Origin of the sequence: Exiguobacterium sp. s129 (genome assembly GCF_018617585.1) — a bacterium.
Lineage (GTDB): Bacteria > Bacillota > Bacilli > Exiguobacteriales > Exiguobacteriaceae > Exiguobacterium > Exiguobacterium aestuarii_A.
In genome coordinates, this window is sequence record NZ_JACSKL010000003.1 from 207,279 (window position 1) to 228,114 (window position 20,836).

Sequence of the window (20,836 nt, forward strand, 5' to 3'; positions counted from 1 at the left end):
AAAAAAGAGGTGACGACACCGTCACCTCTTTATTGTGCCTCTTCAGCTTGCGCATATGTGACTGAATCTGTTCGAACAATCTCACCATCGACTTCAATCGTCGCCGTCCCAACTTCGTCAGGGGCAATGACGAGTGTATACGAATACGTTGTCGTCTCTGTGATTTGATCACGAAGCACCTCAATCTCACCACGTGCGTCAACCGTACGAATCACGACTTCGACCGTCTTCGGTTTCTTGTCTTTGTCCGGTTGTTCGACTTCCACAGTCACTTCACGTTCAATCGAAATATCGGTCGGTTCAACGCCTTCCGATACGATGACCGTGAGTTCCGTTCCCGGGTCGACTGCTGTCCCGGCTGTCGGAAGTTGACGGATGATTTGACCTTTAGGAACACTTGTCGAAAATTCATCCCGCTTCACGATTTTCAGTTTGTTCTGTTCAGCATAAATAGATGCTTCGTCGAACGTGTACCCAGCAAGGTTCGATAGTTCCACTTTGTTGCTTCCTGTCGACACGACGAGTGTGACCGTCACCTCTGAAGGAACGACCTCTTCACCTGGATCGATCGATTGGGAAATCACGTCTCCGCTATTCACCGTTTCGGAAGCTTCTGTTTTAATTTCAAGGTCGCTGAATGCTAAGTCTTTCAACATACGTTCCGCAGCAGTTTGCGAAAGACCTTCTACGTTCGGCATTTCGACCGTCTCTTTTCCAGCCGATACGACAATCGTCACGGTCGTTCCGCGTTTCGGTTTACGTCCTTCTTGCGGGTTTTGCGAAATGACTTCACCCTCCGCAATATCATCGCTCGCCCGTTCTGTCACTTCGACGACAAACCCGGAAGCTTCAAGTTCTGTCGTCGCATCCCCGATACTCATGCCGACGACATCCGGCACGACGGAACGAGACATCTCATCGGCGACCACGTAAGCGGCAATGCTTCCACCGATCAATAGAACGATGAGTAAAATCCAAATCCACCATTTACGTTTCTTCTTTTTCACAGGAACCTCTTCCGGTTCCTGTTCTTTTGGTGGCGTGACCGGTGGTGGTGTCACCGGCACATCTTGTTTTTCTTCCGGCATGACCGGTGCCATGACGAGCGTCTGGTCGAACTCGTTATGATTTGCCGAGAGTCGTCTCGGTTCATTGGCACGTTCACGGCTCAACGCGGTCATACAATCTTTTTTAAAGGCTGCGACCGATGCATGTCGGGCTCCCGGTGATTTTGACAAGGCTTGCATGACACAGTTCTCAAGCGCTTGTGGAACATTCGGATTTAAATCCATCGGTCGAATCGGGTCATCTTGCAAATGTTGAAGGGCGACCGCGACCGGCGTCTCGCCGATGAACGGTACACGACCCGTCAACAATTCATAAAGAACCGCACCGAGCGAGTAAATGTCCGATTTTTCATCCGCAAATTTCCCACGAGCTTGCTCGGGTGAGAAGTAATGGACAGAACCAAGGACGGACATCGTATGCGTCAACGTCGCATTCGACATCGCGACAGCAATCCCAAAATCGGTCACCTTCACGTTTCCATGCTGATCGATCATCATATTCTGTGGCTTGATATCCCGGTGAATGATTCGGTTTGCATGGGCGTGATCAATCGCATCACAAATCTGCCCCATGATGCGCAACGCCTCATCGACAGATATGTATTCTTCCTGCAAATATTGTTTTAACGTCACGCCATCGACGTGCTCCATGACGATATAGTATAGATCATCTTCATCGCCGACGTCGTAGATGGCGACGATATTCGGATGGTTCAGACTCGTAGCCGCATGGGCTTCTCGCTCGAACCGACGTATAAATTGTTCGTTATGTGAGAATTCAGATCGCAACACCTTGATGGCGACGGTTCGGTTTAAAATCTCGTCATGAGCCCGGTAGACATTTGCCATGCCTCCGCTGCCGATTTGTTGTTCGATCCGATAACGATCGTTGATTCGTTCTCCGCTTCGCATCGGATTCATCCTCTCTTTCTATCTGTGAATTGAACGAGGGCGACCGTGATGTTGTCGCTCCCTCCCAATTGGTTGGCTTCCGCAATCAGTTGATCTGCTTTTTGTTCAGCCGATACAGCTTGTTGTAAAACGTGTTGAATCGCCCCATCGGTCAAATGTGTCGTCAATCCATCCGTACAAATTAAAATCACATCAAACTCAGGGTCAGCGAGCACTTGTACGTCAGGCTCGACTTGTTCGCTTGAACCGATCGCTCGGGTGATGACATTTCGTTTCGGATGAACGCGCATCTCTTCTTCCGTCAATTCACCGAGCTGTTTGAGCACGTTGACGTAAGAATGGTCTTCTGTAAGACGTCTTAATTCGTTCGCTTGCAGAGCATAGACACGACTATCGCCGATATGAACGATGACAACCGTCTCTCCGTTCCAACAAACGGCCGCCACAGTCGTTCCCATCATGACGAGATTCGACTGTTTCGCAAACTGCAGCACTTGTTCATTCGCCAAATGAATGTGATGGCGGAACCATTGTTCAATGTCGACAGGTGTCGACGGGAGAGACGGGAAAGCCCGCCGAAACTCTTCAATCACGATTTGACTCGCGACCTCTCCCGCTGCATGTCCACCCATCCCGTCGGCAACGAGCGCAATTCCTGAGAAGGCATCGCCTAAGATTAAAACTGCATCTTCATTTTGTGTGCGTACTTGTCCACGATCTGTTCGAAATGCTAATTCCATCTTTCTGATTACCTCGTTTCTTGTTCGCGCTCCTTCGCTCGAAGTTGCCCACAAGCAGCATCGATATCCGAACCTTGTTCGCGACGAATCGTCACGTTCACATTGCGGTCTTTGAGCACTTTTTCGAAGGCAAAGATCTGAGCTCTCGGTGTGCGTACGTAGTCGCGTTCCAATACGTGGTTGACTGGGATCAAGTTGACGTGACATTTGATGCCTTTCAACAAGTCAGCCAATTCGTGGGCATGGTCTTCCGTATCGTTGACGCCACCAAACAATCCGTATTCGAACGTGATGCGACGACCGCTCTTCTCCGTATAGTAACGGACGGCATCCATCAATTTGTTCAAGTCAAACGCACGGTTGATTGGCATGAGACGTGTACGTAGTTCTGTCGAAGCCGCATGAAGAGAGATGGCGAAGTTGATGCGCATACCTTCATCAGCAAACTTATAAATTTTTGGAACGATTCCGCTCGTTGATACCGTGATATGACGGGCACCAATGTTAAGGCCGTTATCATGGTTGACCGTACGTAAGAAGCGCATCAACTCATCATAGTTATCAAACGGTTCACCGATTCCCATGACGACGATCGAGTCAACACGTTCGCCTGTCGCATCTAGGGCGCGCTGTACATCAAGAACTTGTGCCGTGATTTCACCAGCTTCTAAGTTACGTTTCAACCCACCGAGTGTTGAGGCACAGAACGTACAGCCGATTCGGCAACCGACTTGTGTCGTGACACAAATGGAGTTCCCGTACTCGTGACGCATGAGAACCGTTTCAATTGAATAGCCATCTTGAAGTTCGAACAAGAATTTGATCGTACCGTCTTGCGATTCTTGTTTGACCAATTCTTTCAACGTTGTCAGTTGGAACGACTCTTGTAATTGGTCACGAAGTGCTTTTGGAACGTTCGTCATATCGTCGAATGACGTGACACGTTTGACGTACATCCAATCATATAATTGTTTCGCACGGAATGATTTTTCTCCTGCTTCCACGACCCACGCCTCAAGTTCAGGGAACGTCAACGAATAAAGTGACGGTTTTGCGCCTAAAAGTGGATTCTTTTCTACTGCTTTTGGATTCATTGTTTTATACCTCTTTCTTAAATGCGGCGATATAGAAGCCGTCGGTCCCGAATGTCGTCGGTAATAGTTTTAATTCAGCACGGTCCGATGTCATGATCGGACGAACAGATTGCGGGAGACGTTCTTTTAACGTCTCGTCCCACACCAATCCTTTTGACAATACATAGTCAGCCTGCGTCTCGTTCTCGGACGGATCAATCGTACATGTCGAGTAAACAAGCGTACCACCTGGTTTGAGCAGTGGCAATACGGCATCAATGATTTGTCGTTGAATCTTCGGTAAGTTTTCTAACTGGGCTTTGTCTTTCGTCCATTTGATATCTGGCTTCCGACGAATGACACCAAGACCCGAACAAGGAACATCTAGAAGAATACGGTCAAAGCTCTCTTTTTCAAACCGTTCACCTGCCAGACGAGCATCAAGGGCAAGTGCGGTCACTCCATTGATGTGAAGACGTTTGGCTTGCTGGTCGATCAATTTCGCTTTGTGTGGATGTAAATCGAGCGCTGTGAGCGATCCGTTCTCCATCCGTTCTGCCGTGTGCATTGCTTTCCCACCAGGGGCGGCACATGCGTCTAAAATCTGATCATCTTTCGATACACCGAGGGCATCTGCGACAAGCATCGAGCTCTCATCTTGAATCGATAAGAGACCTTCCTCGATGAAAGGGGTCGAATGGACGTTGCCCGATTCGACGACGAGTCCGTCGCTTGATAGTTCAGAGCGTGACGTCAAGACTCCTAAGTCGGCCAACCGGTTCATCATGTCGTCGACAGACGCGCGTTTGCGGTTGACGCGAACCGTGACAGGAGCTGGCTCATTGTTCAATTGACAGATAGCTTCTGCCGTTTCCACCCCATATAGGTCAATCCAATCAGAAACGAGCCATTTCGGATGACTATGCTCGATTGAGATTCTCTCCGCATCTGTCAACTCGCTAAAGTCAGGGAACCCTTCACGGAGAACGTTACGTAACACCCCGTTCACGAATTTACTCGTTCCGAGATGGTGTCCTCGTTTTTTCGCGATTTCGACCGCTTCGTGTAAGACGGCACGATCTGGCACCTTATCGAGGTAAAAAAGTTGATATACACTCATCCGAAGAAGCGGAAGGACGAACTTATCGAGCTTCTTCGGCGAACGGATTCGATCGTTTAAGATGTAATCCAACGTCCCTTTCCGACTGAGTGTCCCGTAAACGAGTTCGGTATACAGACCGACATCTTTTGGGGCGACTTTCTTTTGTTTTAATGCGTCATTGACGGCAATCGTTGAATATGCGCCGCCTTGTTCAATTTTTATCAGCGTATCAAGCGCTGCTTCACGTACGTTCATGAGTTCCTCCTAATCGGTCACCAACACGCAACTTCTGTCCAGCTCCACGCATGAAGGTCGCACCATCCATTCGTTTTTTCCCTGCTGGTTGTAAGTCCGTCACTTTGATGGCAACGCTGTTCCCAGTTGCCACGACGAATCCGTCCTCTTCAAGTCGAACGACTTCTCCAGGTTGTCCTGTACCCGTCGTCTTCTCTCCCATGAACAGTTTCACGCGTTCACCTTCAAGCGTCGAATAGGCAGTCGGGAATGGATTCATCCCGCGAATGTGATTATAGATGGCTTCCCCACCCATACTCCAGTCGATTTGTTCGCGCTCACGGCTAATGTTCGGTGCAAACGTCACATCCCGCTCATCTTGAGGGACCGCTTCAATCCATCCTTCTAAGAAAGCTGGAAGTGTACGGATGAGAAGATCGCTTCCTGCTACAGCCAGTTTATCAAATAACGTGCCGACCGTATCCATTTCTTCAATCGGAACAATCGTATTGGCAATCATGTCACCTGCGTCCAATTTGTCGACCATATACATGATTGTCACACCTGTTTCCGACTCACCATCGATGATGGCTTGATGGATCGGGGCACCTCCACGATATTTCGGAAGTAGCGAGGCATGGACATTGATTGCTCCGTGAGACGGTGCCTCGAGTAATGCGGTCGGCACGATTTGACCATACGCTGCCGTGACGATGAGGTCCGGACGTAACGCTAAAATATCTTCATAATCCGTGCGAACTTTCTCAGGTTGCAAGACAGGAATGCCGTGACGGAGTGCACACTCTTTCACAGGCGTTGGTTTCAGTTCACGTTTTCGCCCGACCGGTTTGTCCGGTTGCGAGACGACACCTACGACATTGTATCCTTCTTCGAGCAGTCGCTCAAGTACAGATACCGCAAATGTCGGAGTTCCCATGAAGACGATCCGTTTGTCTTTTCCAGGGTTTGGAACCGCGAGCTTATCAGTGAACAAGACGCCATCTAAATGATCCATCTCATGCTGAATCGCCCGGGCGAAGAAGCCGCTCGCTTGAATCGTATGCGTGCGCCCTTTCAAGTCCTGATTTTTGACGACAATCGACTCATGACGTTCCACGAATCCAAATTCGCCCGGGATGCTCAAACATCCTTCGAGTCCGACCTCACGTCCTGACGTCTCGATGATTTCAGGATTGATCAAGACGAGAGGACCCGTCTCATCATCGGTATGGACGACTGCGAGTCGTTGATTCAAGTTGACCTGTGGTGCCGCAACACCGACTCCGTCATACTCATACATCGTATCAAACAATCGGTCGACCGTTTGACGCAATTTTTTATCGAACTTCGTTACCGGTTCGCATGTTACGCGTAATATATCGTTCGGTACTTCTACTACTTTATACATGTCTCTCCACCTCACATGAATACGTATGGGTTCACATCGATACTCATTTGATATTCTTTCTTACTAATCGCTTTCGCTCTTGCTTGTTGAAGACGAGCTAACTCCGCGTAGAGCGTTTCAGGTTGTTTCGTTTTAATGAACACCTGATAACGATACGCATTCTTTAATTTTGATAACGGGGCAGGCATCGGACCGTTCAAGCGGCTGTTCTCCACTTGTGCCTGTAAAAAGTCTGACGCGAACAGTTCCGCCTCCGCCTTGGCGACGAGCGGGTTTTCTGCCGAGAACGTGACGAGCGTCAAAAACCAATACGGCGGATGGTTCCCGACTTGACGAAGACCCATCTCTTTTGCGAAGAACGTCTCATAGTCGTGTTCACTCGCTGTCTCGATGACATAATGGTCCGGATTGTACGTTTGGACGAACGCCTCACCTGGAAGTTTTCCACGACCGGCTCTCCCTGCCACTTGAGTGACAAGTTGGAACGTCCGCTCGGTCGCACGGAAATCAGGCATCCCGAGCGTCGCATCTGCCGCGAGTACTCCGACGAGTGTGACGTTTGGGAAGTCGAGCCCTTTGGCAATCATTTGGGTGCCAAGTAAAATGTCGGCCTCTCCTTCCTCGAAGCGTCGCAACAGTTGTTCATGTGAACCTTTCCGCGACGTCGTATCTTGGTCCATTCGGATAATGCGCGCCTCCGGAATTCGGTTCAACAACTCTGTCTCGATCTTCTGAGTGCCTGATCCGAACTGCTTGATTTTCTTACTGTTACACGATGGACACGTCGACGGCATCCCGACTTCGTAGCCACAATAATGACACTTCAATCGATCACCATATTGATGATACGTTAAGTTGACGGCACAATGCGGACAGGTCATTCCTTCCCCGCAGTCCCGGCACATGACAAAGGTCGTAAACCCACGGCGATTCAACAGAATGACACATTGCTCTTTTTTCTCGATCCGGTCGAGGATCCCATTAAACAATTCCTCTGAGAACATCGTCGTATTGCCTTTTGCCAGTTCACGGCGCATATCGATAATGTGGACCGGTGGCATCTCTCCACCGTACCGCTCTTTCAAGTGTAAGTAGCGATACACACCCTTTTGCGCCCGGGCGTATGACTCGAGCGAAGGTGTCGCACTCCCCAACACGACGGGACACCCATGATAGCGGGCCCGCCAGATAGCGACATCGCGCGCATGATAGCGCGGGTTCTCTTCTTGTTTATACGTCGTCTCATGCTCTTCATCTAAGATGATGAGACCGAGACGGTCGAGCGGCGCAAAAATGGCCGAACGAGCACCGACGACGACGTCGACTTCCTTCCGCTTGATTTTACGCCACTCATCATACTTCTCTCCTTTGGAAAGGGCACTGTGTAAGACTGCGACGCGTTCACCAAAGCGACGTTTAAAACGTTTTACCATCATCGGCGTCAAACTGATTTCCGGTACGAGCAAGATAGCCTGCTTGCCTTCATCGATGACTTGCCCAATCGATTCTAAATACACTTCGGTCTTTCCGCTCCCCGTCACACCATGTACAAGTAACGTCTCGCCTGCATCCGCCTCATGAATCGCCTGGACCGCGTTCGCCTGACTATCGTTTAACTGCACCGATTCCTGTACTTGTTCAATCGTCGCGTACGGGTCACGATTCAATTCCACTTCGGTCAACCGCACCGCACCGAGATCTTCGAGCTTTTGAAGTTGCGGACGAGTCACTCCGATTTGGCGTAATGCCGACCAATACATACGTGGCGTCTCTTCTAACGCTTGAATCGCTTCTAGTTGTTTTTTCGCACGTTTCGAGACGACTGTTGGATCGAGCAGTTCGACGACGATGTCTGTTTTGACTGTTTTCTTTTCTTTTAGAACGGGAGCGAGGGTAAGCTCCCCTTTTTTAGCAAGTCCGAGAATGACCGATTGAATGTCTTTCGGATATTCCGATAAATGTGTCCCGAGACGAACACCTTCAGGCACATGCCCCTCTTTAATTTCTTTGTCGTAACTAACTTTTAGCGCTGCTGGTAGCATCGCAAGGAGTGCAGAAGAACGGAAGCATAGCGTCGTCTCCTTCACATGGATGGACAAGTCGAGCAGCTCATCCGTGAGTGAAGATTCTTCATCTAATAAGGCTTCGAGCGGCTTCAATCCATCTCTCGTCCCGTCCGATGTGCCGACGACGATTCCTAACAGACGGCGTGAACCGAATGGAACGGAGACACGCATCCCTGGCTCAATCAAGGATTCGAACTGTTCGGGTACTTCATAATCAAAGGGACGATCAATCGTGATCACCGGTGCATCAACATGGACGTGGGCAATCATTGGACCGCTTCCTTAAAGTGTGTGAGCAACTCGAACGCCAACTGTTTTTTCGACTGTTTCGGAAGTTGAAGCGTCGTCCCGTCGGCGTGGAACAGGACAGCCTCATTATCATCTGCACCGAATCCGACGTCACTACCGGATACATCGTTTGCGACGAGGAAATCGACGTTCTTTTTCTTCAGTTTCGCTGCCGCATGTTCTTCGAGTCGTTCCGTCTCCGCAGCAAAGCCGACTAACACTTGATGGGTCTTTCGTTCACCGAGTGTCTTGAGAATGTCTGTCGTTTCTTCGAGTTCGATTGTGAGTGGACCATGCACTTTTTTATGTTTCTCTGCATGGATTGTTTTAGGACGATAATCCGCGACTGCCGCCGACTTCACGACGAGGTCGAGTGATTCGAAACGACTTGTCACTTCCTGCAACATCTCTTCGCTCGATTTGACGGGAATGGCCGTCACACCGTCTGGTACAGGGACTTGAAGCGGACCGTGGACGAGGGTGACACGGGCACCCATATCACGTGCCACTTCCGCGAGCGCAACGCCCATTTTTCCTGACGAGTCGTTGGATAAGTAACGGACGGGGTCGATGCGTTCTACCGTCGGACCAGCCGTAATTAATACTTCTTTTCCGAGGTATAGTTTCGGGACGAACTGGCTTTCGATGATGCGCACCAAATCTTCTGGTTCCGGTAGACGTCCACCGCCAATCCAGCCACATGCCAAGTTACCGACACCTGGTTCGATCAACTGATAGCCGTATGATTTTAACGTCTCGATATTCCGCTGTGTGGCAGGATGTTCGAGCATATTCACATTCATCGCCGGTGAGACGATCACCGGGCACTTCGCTGCAAGGATCGACGTCGTGATGAAGTCATCTGCAATCCCGTTCGCTAATTTCGCGATCGTATTGGCCGTCGCAGGAGCGACGACGATCAAGTCACTTGAGTCAACGACATCGATATGTGCAATCTTTGTCGGATCATGCTCTTCAAACACATCGGTATAGACCGGATTTCGACTGAGCGCCTGGAAGGTCGCTTGACCCACGAATTGTTCTGCCGACTTCGTCATCGCGACGCGAACATTCGCTCCGGCTTGAACCAATTTCGATGTGAGCGCACACGCCTTGTATGCGGCGATGCCACCACTCACACATAACAAAATAGTACGATCCTTCACCATTCCCAAACTCCCCCTTATAGACAATGAGACCCAAGTCGCAAACGACTTGGGTCACACTTCATCCGTTGTTTTTTTCGTTCACGATGATTGTCGTATCACCCGAAAATAGTTCTTCTAACGCTTGACCGACCGGCTTATATGATTTTGGCTCGGCGACTTTCGGTGCTTTTCCATCTTGAATCTGACGCGCCCGTTTCGCAGCGACCGTAACGATCGTATATTTTGACGGGATAGTACGTTGTAAGGCATCAATCGAAGGGTATAACATTAAATGACCTCCATCATGGCTTTTTTATAGAGTGACGCAACACGTTCACGTTTACAATGCTCAGCTGTCACGATCGCTTTAATCCGATCGATGGCTTTGTCGACCTCGTCGTTCGTGACGACGTAATCATAGGCGTCCATCAACTCGATTTCTTCACGCGCGACGAGCAGGCGTTGCTTGATGACTTCTTCAGACTCCGTGCCTCGTCCGATTAGACGATTGCGAAGTTCTTGAAGACTTGGTGGTGCCAAGAATAAAAAGACGGCTTCCGGGAGAAGTTCCTTCACTTGGAACGCCCCTTGCACCTCAATTTCAAGAATGACATCTTGGCCGCTTTCGAGCGTTTCACGCACCCACTCTACAGGCGTCCCGTAATAGTTGCCGACGAACTCGGCGTGTTCGAGCAATTCTTTTTGTTCGATCATGCGTTCGAACTCTTCTCTCGATTTGAAGAAGTAATGCACTCCTTCGACTTCCCCTTCACGTGGCTTTCGAGTCGTCGCCGACACCGAATATTGAAGGTTATTGTCCTCTTCCTCGCGAAGAGCACGACAAACGGTCCCTTTTCCGACACCGCTCGGTCCAGACAAAACGATTAATAATCCTCGTTCTTTAAAATTCACTGCAAGCCCTCCATCTTCTAACATCACATTTAATTATAATAGCAGTCAATCAATTGTCCCGGCAAGAAGAAGTTCGGATTTCCTACTCCATCGTACCATATTTTCTGTTTTTCTGATAACGTAGAGACAGAAAATGAACAAAGGTGATGAGATCATTGGCTTATGATGGATTAATGACATATCGTGTCGTACAAGAATTACAATCGCTCGTCGGAGGGCGAATCAACAAAGTACATCAACCGTATTCTCTCGATTTGATGCTCCAAATTCGTTCGAACCGACAGAACGCGCAACTACTCATATCAGCAAACGCGATGTATGCCCGTCTTCAATTGACGGATACACCGATTAAAAATCCGCAAGAACCGCCGATGTTCTGCATGATGTTACGAAAACATGTAGAAGGCGGATTTATCACGGCAGTCGAACAAATCGGCCGTGACCGTGTCATCGTCATCTCCGTCCGCTCTCGAAACGAGCTCGGTGATGAAGAATCGAAAAGAGTATACATCGAGTTGATGGGACGTCACTCGAACGTCGTCTTAACGACAGAGGACGGGAAAATTTTAGATGCGATTAAACACCTCCCGCCTTCGCAAAACACGTATCGGACAATCATGCCAGGTAGTGAATACCTCCTCCCGCCAGAACAACATAAGTTCGACCCGTTGTCTGATTTGACAGAAGGATTGAAGCGCATCGACTGGAATGCCGGTAAATTGGACAAACAGATCGTCGCCACGTTCGCCGGGGTCAGCCCTCAAATCGCTCAAGAAGTCGTGCACCTCGCGAAGATGCCAAATCGTGAATCGATTCAACAAGCGTTCGAAAACGTATTGCGTCAGCTTGAAGGACCTTATGTGTTCCAACAACTCGCTTCTGGAAAGGAACGTTTCGCCCCGATCGTATTGACGGCAGGAGAAATTGTATCCGAGGAAACATATGCATCGAGTAAAGAAGTGCTCGACCGTTTCTTCTATGAGAAAGCGAACCGTGACCGCGTCAGACAACAAGCCCACGATGTGGAGCGTCTCTTGAAATCCGAACTCGAGAAGAACTTGTTGAAGCGTCGCCGTCTCTTAGAGGACTTAAAGGCGACAGAACGAGCGGACGAGTTACAAAAGTTTGGCGAGTTGTTGACGACGTACTTGTTCCAGCTTGAAAAAGGGATGCGTGTCGCTGAAGTCGTCGATTACTACGATGAAGAGGGTACGACCATCTCGATTCCGCTCGACCCACTTAAAACACCGAACGAGAATGCGCAACAGTACTATAAGAAGTACAACAAATTAAAAGTTGCTAAAGTCGAAGTGAAAAAACAACTCGAATTAAACGACGCGGAGATTGACTATTTGGAGACGCTCACCGCCCAGCTCGATGTCGCCTCACCTTCTGACCTGCTTGAGATTCGGGAAGAGCTCGCCGAAGAAGGATACATCCGTCAAAAACGTCAAAAGAAAAAAGCGAATCCAAAGATTTCGCTTGAAGCGTACACGTCTTCGACGGGGATGGAATTCTTTGTCGGGAAGAACAATACCCAAAACGACCATCTGACGTTCAAGTTCGCACGCCGTGACGAGATTTGGCTACACGTCAAAGACATCCCGGGTTCTCACGTCATCATTCGTTCCACGGAACCCGATGAGACGACGCTTCTTGAAGCCGCATCGGTCGCTGCCTACTTCTCGAAAGCACGCGCATCGAGCGGCGTGCCTGTCGATTATACACGCGCCCGTTACGTGAAAAAACCAAGCGGTGCCAAACCCGGGTTTGTCATCTATACGGATCAACAGACCGTCTACGTGACACCGGATGAGCAATTGATGAAGTCGCTGAAACAGTCATAAACGAAACCCGCCATGTTCTGATGGCGGGTTTTTAGTAAGGAAACAACTTGATTTACGCTTTCGGGTCATGCTTAAATGCTTCGAGCTGTTCATGATAATCGAGCAAATGCCCGTGTAAAATTTCTGAAACGGATAAATCTTCGTGCGGCAACCTAAAGAGCGAATACGGTTTATCACACGTATAGAGAATATCGTGATGGTGCGCGAGTAAATATAAGAACTCCGATTCGAACGCCTGACGTTCTTCCTCGCTCATGAGTAAGAAAGCTTCCCGATGCTCGGCTAGACTTTCTAGCAACAAGACGAGCTTGTCTTCGAGATGAATGAGCAAGCGATACTGCTTGATTGTCATATACTTCAATTTCACGTTCGTCACTTTCATATCCTCTTGAAGCATCATATGCAGCTCCTGATGACCAAGGATGCGGGCACGCGTCTCTAACAGTTCCGCCGGTGAACCGACGAGTTCACGCCAATGGTGGAACAAATAAGATGAAGTCTTCCTGACCTCGCTCAACAAACGATCTTCATACCGCGGTGGCAAGAACGCATAGTTCACACCAAGTGAGACGAATACACCGACCGCCGTCAACAATGAGCGTGTCCATGCATAATGGAAGAAATCCGAAGTCGGGTTTTCTAACATCATGACGATGGCGAAAGCCGCGTACGTCGACATGTGTGTCTTATCGAATGTCGTATTGAGCGTGAGCGACACGATGACCGCTATACCAATGGAAATGGGATTGACGCCGAACAAATAGACGATGAATAGTCCACACATGAGACCGACGACCGTTCCAAAGATACGACTGAACACGATTTTAGACGAGCGCTTGACGGTCGGTTGCATCGCCACGACTGCTGCGATTGCACCCATTCCAGAATAAATTCCGAATACATACCACGAGATTGCGACGGTGATTGATACGGCAATCCCGGTCTTTAACGTACGAAGCCCGATTTTCGGGATGTAGCGTTTTCCATTCATTTCAGCTCGACCTTCCCTGTCTCAGAAATCAACTCAACGACAGGTCGATTCGATGTCGACAACTGATAGACACCTGGTTCGACTTCTTTGTAACGGTCGGTACTTGAAATTTTCCCAGTCGTCGTCACGTTCACTTGCCCTGTCGCGTGTTTTGGCGCATAACTAAGCGTTCCTGCTTCCGTTTGAACCGTCATCGCCTGGTTCACGACGACGTCTGTGATGGTCGCATGACGATAAGAACGGATATCTCCTGTTACGAGACGTGCGGATTCGATTGTCGTATCACTCTTCGTCTCAATTCGCAGACGATCACTATCAATTTGCTTTAAATTGACGGTGTTCGCATTCATCACAATCGTTTTCACGTTTAACCCTTGCCCGGTCACTTGTTCAGCACCGAGATGGACCGAGGTCATCGAACTCGGTAAGGCAACGCGAAGCTTATAGCGGGACGGTTCATCACTTGCCCGACTGCCGAAATAGCTGAACCATCCATACCGCTCGACGACATAGATGGTATCGCCGACCGATTTTACTTTGATACGTCGTTCTTTCGAATTGGTCTGCACCACTTCGATCTGTACTTTTTCATTTGGACTACGCACGAACTCGACATTCCCATGATACGTCTCGAGTCGTAACTTCTTCATTTGGTATCGATCTTCATACTGGTCCCCTAACGCCAACAAATGGCTGAATACGAATAAATTCACGAGAAAGAGCGTTGGGATGACCGTCAAGACGAGACCGAAGGCGATTTTACGATGTTTCGGGATTGCCCGAAATCGTGCGCTCCATGTTTTTTCTTTGCTTCTTGAATACGCCATATGCCTCTCCTTCTTGGTTCACTTTCATCAGTTTACCATGAAGTATGACATATGCCGAATCGAAAAAGAATCCGCCCGAAGGTGGATTCTTAAGATGTGACGAGGTCGCTCCAGGCGCGAGGGTCTTGTTGCCACTCGCGAAGAGAGTGAATCTCTGATTGGGTTAAGTTCCCTGTCGATTCCGCGACCTCGACCAATTCAGGAAATGTCGTCAATGAAGTAGCACTGAGATTTGCATCCGCTAAATTCTTCTCTAAAATCGGTAATCCGTAAGAGAAGATGGCTTGAATGCCGACGACCTCACCGCCCGCTTCAAGAATCGCTTGGGCTGCATCAATACTCGACATACCCGTCGACAACAAATCTTCGATGACGAGCACGCGTGCCCCGCGATCGAGTTTCCCCTCGATTTGATTCCCTTTCCCATGTCCTTTCGCACTCGAGCGGACGTAAATGAATGGTAAACCGAGACGATCGGCAAGTAAAGCGCCGTGTGGGATACCGGCTGTTGCCGTTCCTGCGATGACATCGACTTCTGTTGTCCCGACTGCATCCACCAATCCATCGATGATTATGTTACGGATGTCGGGAAAACTGAGCGTTAACCGGTTGTCACAATAGATTGGGCTTCTCAACCCGCTCGACCATGTATATGGCTCCGTCGGTGATAATGTGACGGCTTTGATTTGTAATAAGGCTTCAGCGATTTGTTTCATATGATTGTCCCCATTCCATCATAAATTGTTCGTACATGGCTAACGGATCATTTGCGCGTGTGATTGGGCGACCGACGACGATCGCGTGGACACCGGCGAGTCTCGCTTCATGCGGCGTCGCGACACGTACCTGGTCGTCATCGGTTTGACCGAGTCGGATCCCAGGTGTGACCGTCATAAACGTGTCACCGAGTTCCTGATGAATCATCTTCGCTTCCTGAACAGATGCGACGACACCATCAAGTCCCGCCTGCTTAGCGAGCGATGCCTGACGGATGACAGCTTGGTCGAGGCGTCCCGGAATCCCGAGCTCCGTCTGCATCATCCGTTCATCCGTGGATGTCAATTGGGTGACACCGATCAAACGGGTCGTGTCATTTTCTTGACGAAGCCCATCCAACGCATAGCGCATCATCTTTTCACCGCCTAGCGTATGCACGTTCGTCATCGCGACTCCAAGCTTTCCGATTTGACGCATCGTGCGACGTGCCGTCTCTGGAATGTCATGTACTTTCACATCGAGAAAAACCGGATACCCGAGGTCGACCAACTCTTCGACAAAGCGTCCACCTTCCCGATAAAACAGTTCCATCCCTACTTTGACAGCAGGTCGGCCCGGGAATGGTTTTAATAAATGAAGCGCCTCATCGCGTGTCTCCACGTCAAGGGCGAGATACAAGTTGTGCATATGCTTTCCCCCTCACGTCCAGTATATGATTGATTCCAAGTGAATCGAGTCGTGCCGGTAATGCCTCGATGATTTCTTGACAAACATATGGATTTTCAAAATTTGCGGTACCGACCGCAACAGCGGACGCTCCCGCATAGATGAATTCGAGAACATCGTCGACCGTCCGAACGCCGCCCATGGCGATGATTGGGATGTCGACCGCTTGCGCGACTTCATATACCATCCGGACCGCCACCGGTTTAATGGCTGGACCTGATAATCCGCCGATTCGGTTCGCCAAGATCGGTTGCCCGGTCTGGATATCGATTCGCATCCCGACGAGCGTATTGATCATCGTCAAACCGTCCGCCCCAGCCGCTTCGACTGCACGCGCCATGTCTGTGATTGACGTGACGTTCGGGGACAGCTTCACATAGACCGGCTTACTTGAAGCCGCTTTGACGAGTCTCGTCAATTCTGCAGCCATCACAGGATCCGTCCCAAACTGCATGCCCCCACACTTCACGTTCGGACATGAGATGTTCAGCTCGATGGCTTTGATGGTCGGGTCCGCACTGATACGACGTGCGACTTCCACATATTCATCAGGCGTCGACCCGGCGACGTTGGCGATGATCTCTGTATCGAAAGTGGAGAGGAACGGCAATTTCTCCTCGATGATTGCATCGACCCCTGGATTTTGAAGGCCGATCGCATTGAGCATCCCTTGCGCCGTCTCTGCGACACGTGGCGTCGCATTTCCGAATCGTGACTCTTCTGTCGCTGCCTTGATCATGATGCCGCCTAAGATGGAGAGGTCATACAGTTTGGCAAACTCTTCCCCGAATCCGAAACATCCAGAAGCCGGGATAATCGGATTTTTCAACTGGAGTCCTGGTAACTCGACATGTAATCTCATAACAGCACCTCTTCCGCATTGAATACCGGACCATCGCTACATACTTTCACATAGCCTTCCGGCGCTTTGCAGACGCAAGCAAAGCAAGCGCCAATGCCACAACCCATTCGATTTTCAATCGAGATGTAACGCTCCGGAATCGGTGAAGCGGCGACCGCCTTCAACATCGCTTCCGGACCACAGCTGAATAAGACGTCCGCATCGATGCGTGCGAGTGGTCCCGTCACAAATCCGCGTTCCCCGTGGCTCCCGTCGACGGTCGTGATGATCGTTTCCCCGAGCTCTTGAAATGCTTCTTCATAAAAGACGCTCTCTTTTGAATCAAACCCAAGTATCGCAATCGTCTCAATCCCCATCTCATGTAGACGACGTCTGACGTAGTAAAGGGGAGGTACCCCAATTCCACCACCGACAAGGATGACCCGTTTCCCATGTTGTGCGAGCGGAAACCCGTTGCCGAGCGGTCCAAGGACGTCAAGTGTGTCCCCGACACGCTTGTTTGCCAACTCGGTAGTCCCTTCTCCGATTACCTTATATATAAATGTGACTTCTTCTCCTTCAACGTTCGCCACCGACAACGGTCGACGTAACAGACCGGACGTCTTGATGTGAAAGAACGTCCCTGGGGCGATTTCCACCCCAGGACAACGTACTTTCATCTCCATCGTCGCTTTTGCGATTTGGCGATTGCTGATGATGGTTACGTCACGTCTCATACCATCACCCCGAACTTCGTGAATGCCGGAATGCTGACCGTTTGGAACGACAGGCTTTCAATGACTTGTAGTAGCGCTTCGACCGTGTCGAGCGACGTGAGGCACACTGTGCCTTGCTCGGCGGCCGTACGACGAATCAAGAAGCCGTCTTTCGTCACGAGTGCGTCGCGACTCGTCGTATTGATGATCAAGTCGACTTCCCCGCGCTCGATCACGCTGAGCATCGTCTCACCTGATTCTTGAATCTTCCCGACCCGACGGACGCGCATCTGCTCCGCTTCTAGTCCATCTGCCGTACCGCTCGTCGCCATGAGACGGAAGCCGAGACGGTCAAATCGTTTGGCTAAGGCAATCGCCTCATCCTTGTCGTGATCTGCGATTGTCATGAGGACGTTTCCTTTTAAGGCGATGTTCATTCCAGCTGCGACAAGACCTTTATAGAGTGCCTTTTCAAGAGTCCGGTCTGTTGCCATGACTTCCCCTGTCGATTTCATCTCAGGTCCAAGCGACGGATCGACTTCTTTCAATTTCGCGAAAGAGAAGACCGGCACTTTGACAGAGATGCTGTCTGACTCGGGATGGATGCCTGTTCCAAGACCAAGTTCTTTCAAGCTCGTTCCGAGAATTGTTTGCGTCGCAATTCGTGCGACCGGTAAACCTGTCACTTTTGAGATGAACGGAACCGTTCGGCTCGCACGCGGGTTTACTTCGATGACATACAAATCATCTGCATAGACGAACTGGATGTTCAGAAGCCCTTTGATGCGGAACGCTTTCGCCAACTTGATTGTGTAGTCGACGACTTTTTGCTTCAGCGCGTCACTGAGGCGTTGTGGTGGATATACTGCGATCGAGTCACCAGAGTGTACACCGGCACGTTCGATATGCTCCATGATGCCTGGGATATAGACGTCCGTCCCGTCACAGATCGCGTCGACTTCAATCTCAATCCCCGTTAAATAGCGGTCGATGAGAACTGGGCGATCTTTCGAGGCGATGACGGCGTTTCGCATGTAACGCTCGAGCTCTGACTGTTCATATACAATCTCCATCGCCCGTCCCCCGAGGACGTAAGATGGTCGGACGAGTACCGGATAACCGAGTTCATTCGCACATGCAACCGCCTCTTCGACGTTCGTCGCCGTCTTCCCTGGTGGTTGGGCCAATCGTTCAGCCGACAAGGTAGCTTCGAACGCTTTCCGATCTTCGGCGCGATCGATGTCTTCTAATGACGTCCCAAGAATCTTTACGCCGTTCGCTTCGAGCGATGCCGCTAAGTTGATGGCGGTCTGTCCACCGAATTGAACGATGACGCCGAGCGGGTTCTCGTTATCGATGACTTCTAACACATCTTCCGTCGTCAACGGCTCGAAGTACAGGCGGTCGGAGATGGAGAAGTCTGTCGAGACCGTCTCTGGGTTGTTGTTGATGATGATGGCTTCATATCCGGCGTCACGAATCGTCTGAATCGAATGAACGGTCGCATAGTCAAACTCGACACCTTGACCGATTCGAATCGGGCCTGATCCGAGGACGAGGATCGATTGGCGATCTGTCTTCACCGCTTCGTTCTCCACTTCATAGGTTCCGTAGAAATATGGCGTCTCCGATGCGAATTCCGCCGCACACGTATCGACCATCTTATACACCGGGCGGATGTTCCATCCGTGACGTTGCGCACGAATCGTCTCAACGTCTGTCTCAAGGATTCGGGCGATGGCGACGTCACTGAAGCCGAGTCGCTTCACGTCGAGCAAACGCTCTGACGTCAATGGCTCCGATGCGAGCTGTTGCTCGGTCTGCCAAATATGGTTCAGTTTGTGTAAGTAGAAACGATCGATCTTCGTCAATTGATGAAGCGCTTCTACCGTGTATCCGCGGCGAAGAGCCTCATATACCATGAACAACCGCTCGTCTGTCGGATGAACGAGCCCGTGCTCGAGCTGATCTGTATTCAATTGCTCAAGTTGCGGAACGTATAATTCCTCCATCCCAAGTTCGAGCGAGCGCACGGCTTTTAAAAGCGCCTCTTCTAAGTTTCGACCGATGGCCATGACTTCACCCGTCGCTTTCATTTGTGTGCCTAAGCGGCGATCCGCGGACTCAAACTTATCGAAAGCGAAACGAGGGATTTTGGCAACGACATAATCAAGTGCCGGCTCAAATGAGGCGTAACTCGTCTCGGTGACCGGGTTTTTTAGTTCTGACAACTTATAACCAACAGCGACTTTTGCAGCGAGTTTGGCGATCGGATAGCCTGTCGCTTTTGACGCGAGCGCCGAGCTTCTTGAGACGCGCGGGTTCACTTCGATGACATAGTATGTGAAGCTATCTGGGTCGAGTGCGAATTGGATGTTACATCCTCCTTCAATCCCAAGTGCCCGGATGATGTCGAGCGAGACGCTACGAAGCATCTGATAATCCCGGTCCGACAACGTCTGAGTCGGTGCGAATACGATTGAGTCTCCTGTATGGACACCGACCGGGTCAAAGTTTTCCATCGCACAGACGATGATGGCCTGGTCGCTCGAGTCACGCATGACCTCAAATTCAACTTCTTTCATCCCGGCAATCGACTTCTCTAGCAACACTTGCGTCACTGGACTCGCCTTCAAACCAGACTCGACGATTTGCTCGAACGATTCACGGTCATGGGCAATCCCTCCACCGGTTCCGCCGAGCGTGTAAGCAGGTCGAATGATGATCGGATAGCCGATACGCTCCGCAAATCCCCAAGCAGAATCGAGCGTATGGACGATTTCACTCTCAGGAACGCCATGCCCGAGCTCGAACATGAGGTTTCGGAACTGTTCACGGTCTTCAGCTTGCACAATGGCCGCTAGGTTCGTTCCGAGTAATTCCACCCCACAATCACGTAATACTCCCCGCTTATCGAGTTCAAATGCCAAGTTCAATCCCGTCTGACCTCCGAGTGTCGCGAGTAGCGCATCGGGGCGTTCTTGGCGGATGATCCGCTCGACGAATTCGGGTTCGAGTGGTTCGATATACACGCGATCCGCTGTCGTCGGGTCCGTCATGATCGTCGCCGGGTTCGAGTTGACGAGAATGACCTCGTAGCCTTCTTCTTTCAAGGCAAGACATGCCTGTGTACCAGCATAATCAAATTCTGCTGCTTGTCCGATCACAATCGGTCCTGATCCGATCACAAGGATTTTCTGAATATCTGGTCGTTTTGGCAT

Annotated in this window: 17 protein-coding genes and 1 pseudogene; 1 reads left to right on the forward strand and 17 read right to left on the reverse strand. The window is 50.2% G+C overall.

Annotated elements, in window-relative coordinates; translation table 11 throughout:
- Positions 1-29: 29 nt before the first annotated feature.
- The 10 genes and pseudogenes from pknB to gmk form a co-directional block, all read right to left on the reverse strand.
- Positions 30-1,979: a Stk1 family PASTA domain-containing Ser/Thr kinase gene (pknB, locus tag KNO92_RS05635; protein WP_214760394.1), complete on the reverse strand. Its 1,950-nt coding sequence runs from the start codon at positions 1,977-1,979 to the stop codon at positions 30-32.
- A 5-nt stretch (positions 1,980-1,984) separates the two neighbouring features.
- Entirely contained in the window at positions 1,985-2,719 is a 735-nt protein-coding gene (locus KNO92_RS05640; protein WP_214691789.1) for a Stp1/IreP family PP2C-type Ser/Thr phosphatase, read from the reverse strand.
- Positions 2,720-2,727: 8 nt separating this feature from the next.
- Positions 2,728-3,813 (reverse strand): dual-specificity RNA methyltransferase RlmN, encoded by a 1,086-nt coding sequence (rlmN, locus tag KNO92_RS05645; RefSeq protein WP_214691788.1) that lies wholly within the window; start codon positions 3,811-3,813, stop codon positions 2,728-2,730.
- A gap of 4 nt (positions 3,814-3,817) precedes the next feature.
- On the reverse strand, positions 3,818-5,149 hold the full coding sequence (rsmB, locus tag KNO92_RS05650) for a 16S rRNA (cytosine(967)-C(5))-methyltransferase RsmB (protein WP_214691787.1): 1,332 nt from the start codon (positions 5,147-5,149) through the stop codon (positions 3,818-3,820).
- Positions 5,136-6,122, reverse strand: a complete 987-nt coding sequence (gene fmt / locus KNO92_RS05655) for a methionyl-tRNA formyltransferase (protein ID WP_285800685.1) — start codon at positions 6,120-6,122, stop codon at positions 5,136-5,138. The genes rsmB and fmt overlap by 14 nt, the downstream gene beginning before the upstream one ends.
- A pseudogene (gene def / locus KNO92_RS14815) lies at positions 6,099-6,536 on the reverse strand (peptide deformylase); the annotation flags it as partial. The pseudogene def and the gene fmt, both read right to left, overlap by 24 nt.
- A gap of 11 nt (positions 6,537-6,547) precedes the next feature.
- Positions 6,548-8,872, reverse strand: coding sequence for a primosomal protein N' (gene priA / locus KNO92_RS05660; RefSeq protein WP_214760398.1), 2,325 nt, complete (start codon positions 8,870-8,872; stop codon positions 6,548-6,550).
- Positions 8,869-10,059, reverse strand: coding sequence for a bifunctional phosphopantothenoylcysteine decarboxylase/phosphopantothenate--cysteine ligase CoaBC (gene coaBC, locus KNO92_RS05665; protein WP_214760399.1), 1,191 nt, complete (start codon positions 10,057-10,059; stop codon positions 8,869-8,871). The genes priA and coaBC overlap by 4 nt, the downstream gene beginning before the upstream one ends.
- A gap of 58 nt (positions 10,060-10,117) precedes the next feature.
- On the reverse strand, positions 10,118-10,327 hold the full coding sequence (rpoZ, locus tag KNO92_RS05670) for a DNA-directed RNA polymerase subunit omega (protein WP_015881337.1): 210 nt from the start codon (positions 10,325-10,327) through the stop codon (positions 10,118-10,120).
- Positions 10,327-10,974 carry a guanylate kinase gene (gene gmk, locus KNO92_RS05675; protein ID WP_031421596.1) on the reverse strand — a complete coding sequence of 216 codons (648 nt, stop codon included), beginning with the start codon at positions 10,972-10,974 and terminating at the stop codon, positions 10,327-10,329. The genes rpoZ and gmk overlap by 1 nt, the downstream gene beginning before the upstream one ends.
- Positions 10,975-11,105: 131 nt before the next feature.
- Here gmk and KNO92_RS05680 point away from each other — a divergent pair, with 131 nt between their 5' ends.
- Positions 11,106-12,797, forward strand: a complete 1,692-nt coding sequence (locus KNO92_RS05680; RefSeq protein ID WP_214760401.1) for an Rqc2 family fibronectin-binding protein — start codon at positions 11,106-11,108, stop codon at positions 12,795-12,797.
- 52 nt (positions 12,798-12,849) lie between these two features.
- Here KNO92_RS05680 and KNO92_RS05685 read toward each other — a convergent pair whose 3' ends face one another.
- The 7 genes from KNO92_RS05685 to carB form a co-directional block, all read right to left on the reverse strand.
- A complete protein-coding gene (locus tag KNO92_RS05685) occupies positions 12,850-13,788 on the reverse strand; it encodes an FUSC family protein (RefSeq protein WP_214760403.1) in 939 nt (312 codons plus the stop codon).
- A complete protein-coding gene (locus tag KNO92_RS05690) occupies positions 13,785-14,615 on the reverse strand; it encodes a hypothetical protein (RefSeq protein ID WP_214691781.1) in 831 nt (276 codons plus the stop codon). Before KNO92_RS05690 ends, KNO92_RS05685 begins: the two co-directional genes overlap by 4 nt.
- Positions 14,616-14,704: 89 nt before the next feature.
- Positions 14,705-15,331 carry an orotate phosphoribosyltransferase gene (pyrE, locus tag KNO92_RS05695; protein ID WP_214760406.1) on the reverse strand — a complete coding sequence of 209 codons (627 nt, stop codon included), beginning with the start codon at positions 15,329-15,331 and terminating at the stop codon, positions 14,705-14,707.
- Positions 15,315-16,019 (reverse strand): orotidine-5'-phosphate decarboxylase, encoded by a 705-nt coding sequence (gene pyrF, locus KNO92_RS05700; RefSeq protein WP_214691779.1) that lies wholly within the window; start codon positions 16,017-16,019, stop codon positions 15,315-15,317. The genes pyrE and pyrF overlap by 17 nt, the downstream gene beginning before the upstream one ends.
- A complete protein-coding gene (locus KNO92_RS05705; RefSeq protein WP_214760409.1) occupies positions 15,994-16,920 on the reverse strand; it encodes a dihydroorotate dehydrogenase in 927 nt (308 codons plus the stop codon). The genes pyrF and KNO92_RS05705 overlap by 26 nt, the downstream gene beginning before the upstream one ends.
- A complete protein-coding gene (locus KNO92_RS05710; RefSeq protein ID WP_214760411.1) occupies positions 16,917-17,636 on the reverse strand; it encodes a dihydroorotate dehydrogenase electron transfer subunit in 720 nt (239 codons plus the stop codon). The genes KNO92_RS05705 and KNO92_RS05710 overlap by 4 nt, the downstream gene beginning before the upstream one ends.
- Complete coding sequence (carB, locus tag KNO92_RS05715) at positions 17,633-20,836, reverse strand: carbamoyl-phosphate synthase large subunit (protein ID WP_214760413.1); 3,204 nt, start codon at positions 20,834-20,836, stop codon at positions 17,633-17,635. Before carB ends, KNO92_RS05710 begins: the two co-directional genes overlap by 4 nt.

Excerpts from the sequence above, each read along its gene's own strand:
- pyrE (WP_214760406.1), bottom strand. The coding sequence starts at position 15,331 with ATGAAACAAATCGCTGAAGCCTTATTACAAATCAAAGCCGTCACATTA.
- KNO92_RS05710 (WP_214760411.1), bottom strand. The coding sequence starts at position 17,636 with ATGAGACGTGACGTAACCATCATCAGCAATCGCCAAATCGCAAAAGCG.
- KNO92_RS05685 (WP_214760403.1), bottom strand. The coding sequence starts at position 13,788 with ATGAATGGAAAACGCTACATCCCGAAAATCGGGCTTCGTACGTTAAAG.
- priA (WP_214760398.1), bottom strand. The coding sequence starts at position 8,872 with ATGATTGCCCACGTCCATGTTGATGCACCGGTGATCACGATTGATCGT.
- rsmB (WP_214691787.1), bottom strand. The coding sequence starts at position 5,149 with ATGAACGTACGTGAAGCAGCGCTTGATACGCTGATAAAAATTGAACAA.
- rlmN (WP_214691788.1), bottom strand. The coding sequence starts at position 3,813 with ATGAATCCAAAAGCAGTAGAAAAGAATCCACTTTTAGGCGCAAAACCG.
- gmk (WP_031421596.1), bottom strand. The coding sequence starts at position 10,974 with ATGTTAGAAGATGGAGGGCTTGCAGTGAATTTTAAAGAACGAGGATTA.
- pknB (WP_214760394.1), bottom strand. The coding sequence starts at position 1,979 with ATGCGAAGCGGAGAACGAATCAACGATCGTTATCGGATCGAACAACAA.
- KNO92_RS05705 (WP_214760409.1), bottom strand. The coding sequence starts at position 16,920 with ATGAGATTACATGTCGAGTTACCAGGACTCCAGTTGAAAAATCCGATT.
- pyrF (WP_214691779.1), bottom strand. The coding sequence starts at position 16,019 with ATGCACAACTTGTATCTCGCCCTTGACGTGGAGACACGCGATGAGGCG.
- coaBC (WP_214760399.1), bottom strand. The coding sequence starts at position 10,059 with ATGGTGAAGGATCGTACTATTTTGTTATGTGTGAGTGGTGGCATCGCC.
- rpoZ (WP_015881337.1), bottom strand. The coding sequence starts at position 10,327 with ATGTTATACCCTTCGATTGATGCCTTACAACGTACTATCCCGTCAAAA.
- KNO92_RS05690 (WP_214691781.1), bottom strand. The coding sequence starts at position 14,615 with ATGGCGTATTCAAGAAGCAAAGAAAAAACATGGAGCGCACGATTTCGG.
- carB (WP_214760413.1), bottom strand. The coding sequence starts at position 20,836 with ATGCCAAAACGACCAGATATTCAGAAAATCCTTGTGATCGGATCAGGA.
- KNO92_RS05640 (WP_214691789.1), bottom strand. The coding sequence starts at position 2,719 with ATGGAATTAGCATTTCGAACAGATCGTGGACAAGTACGCACACAAAAT.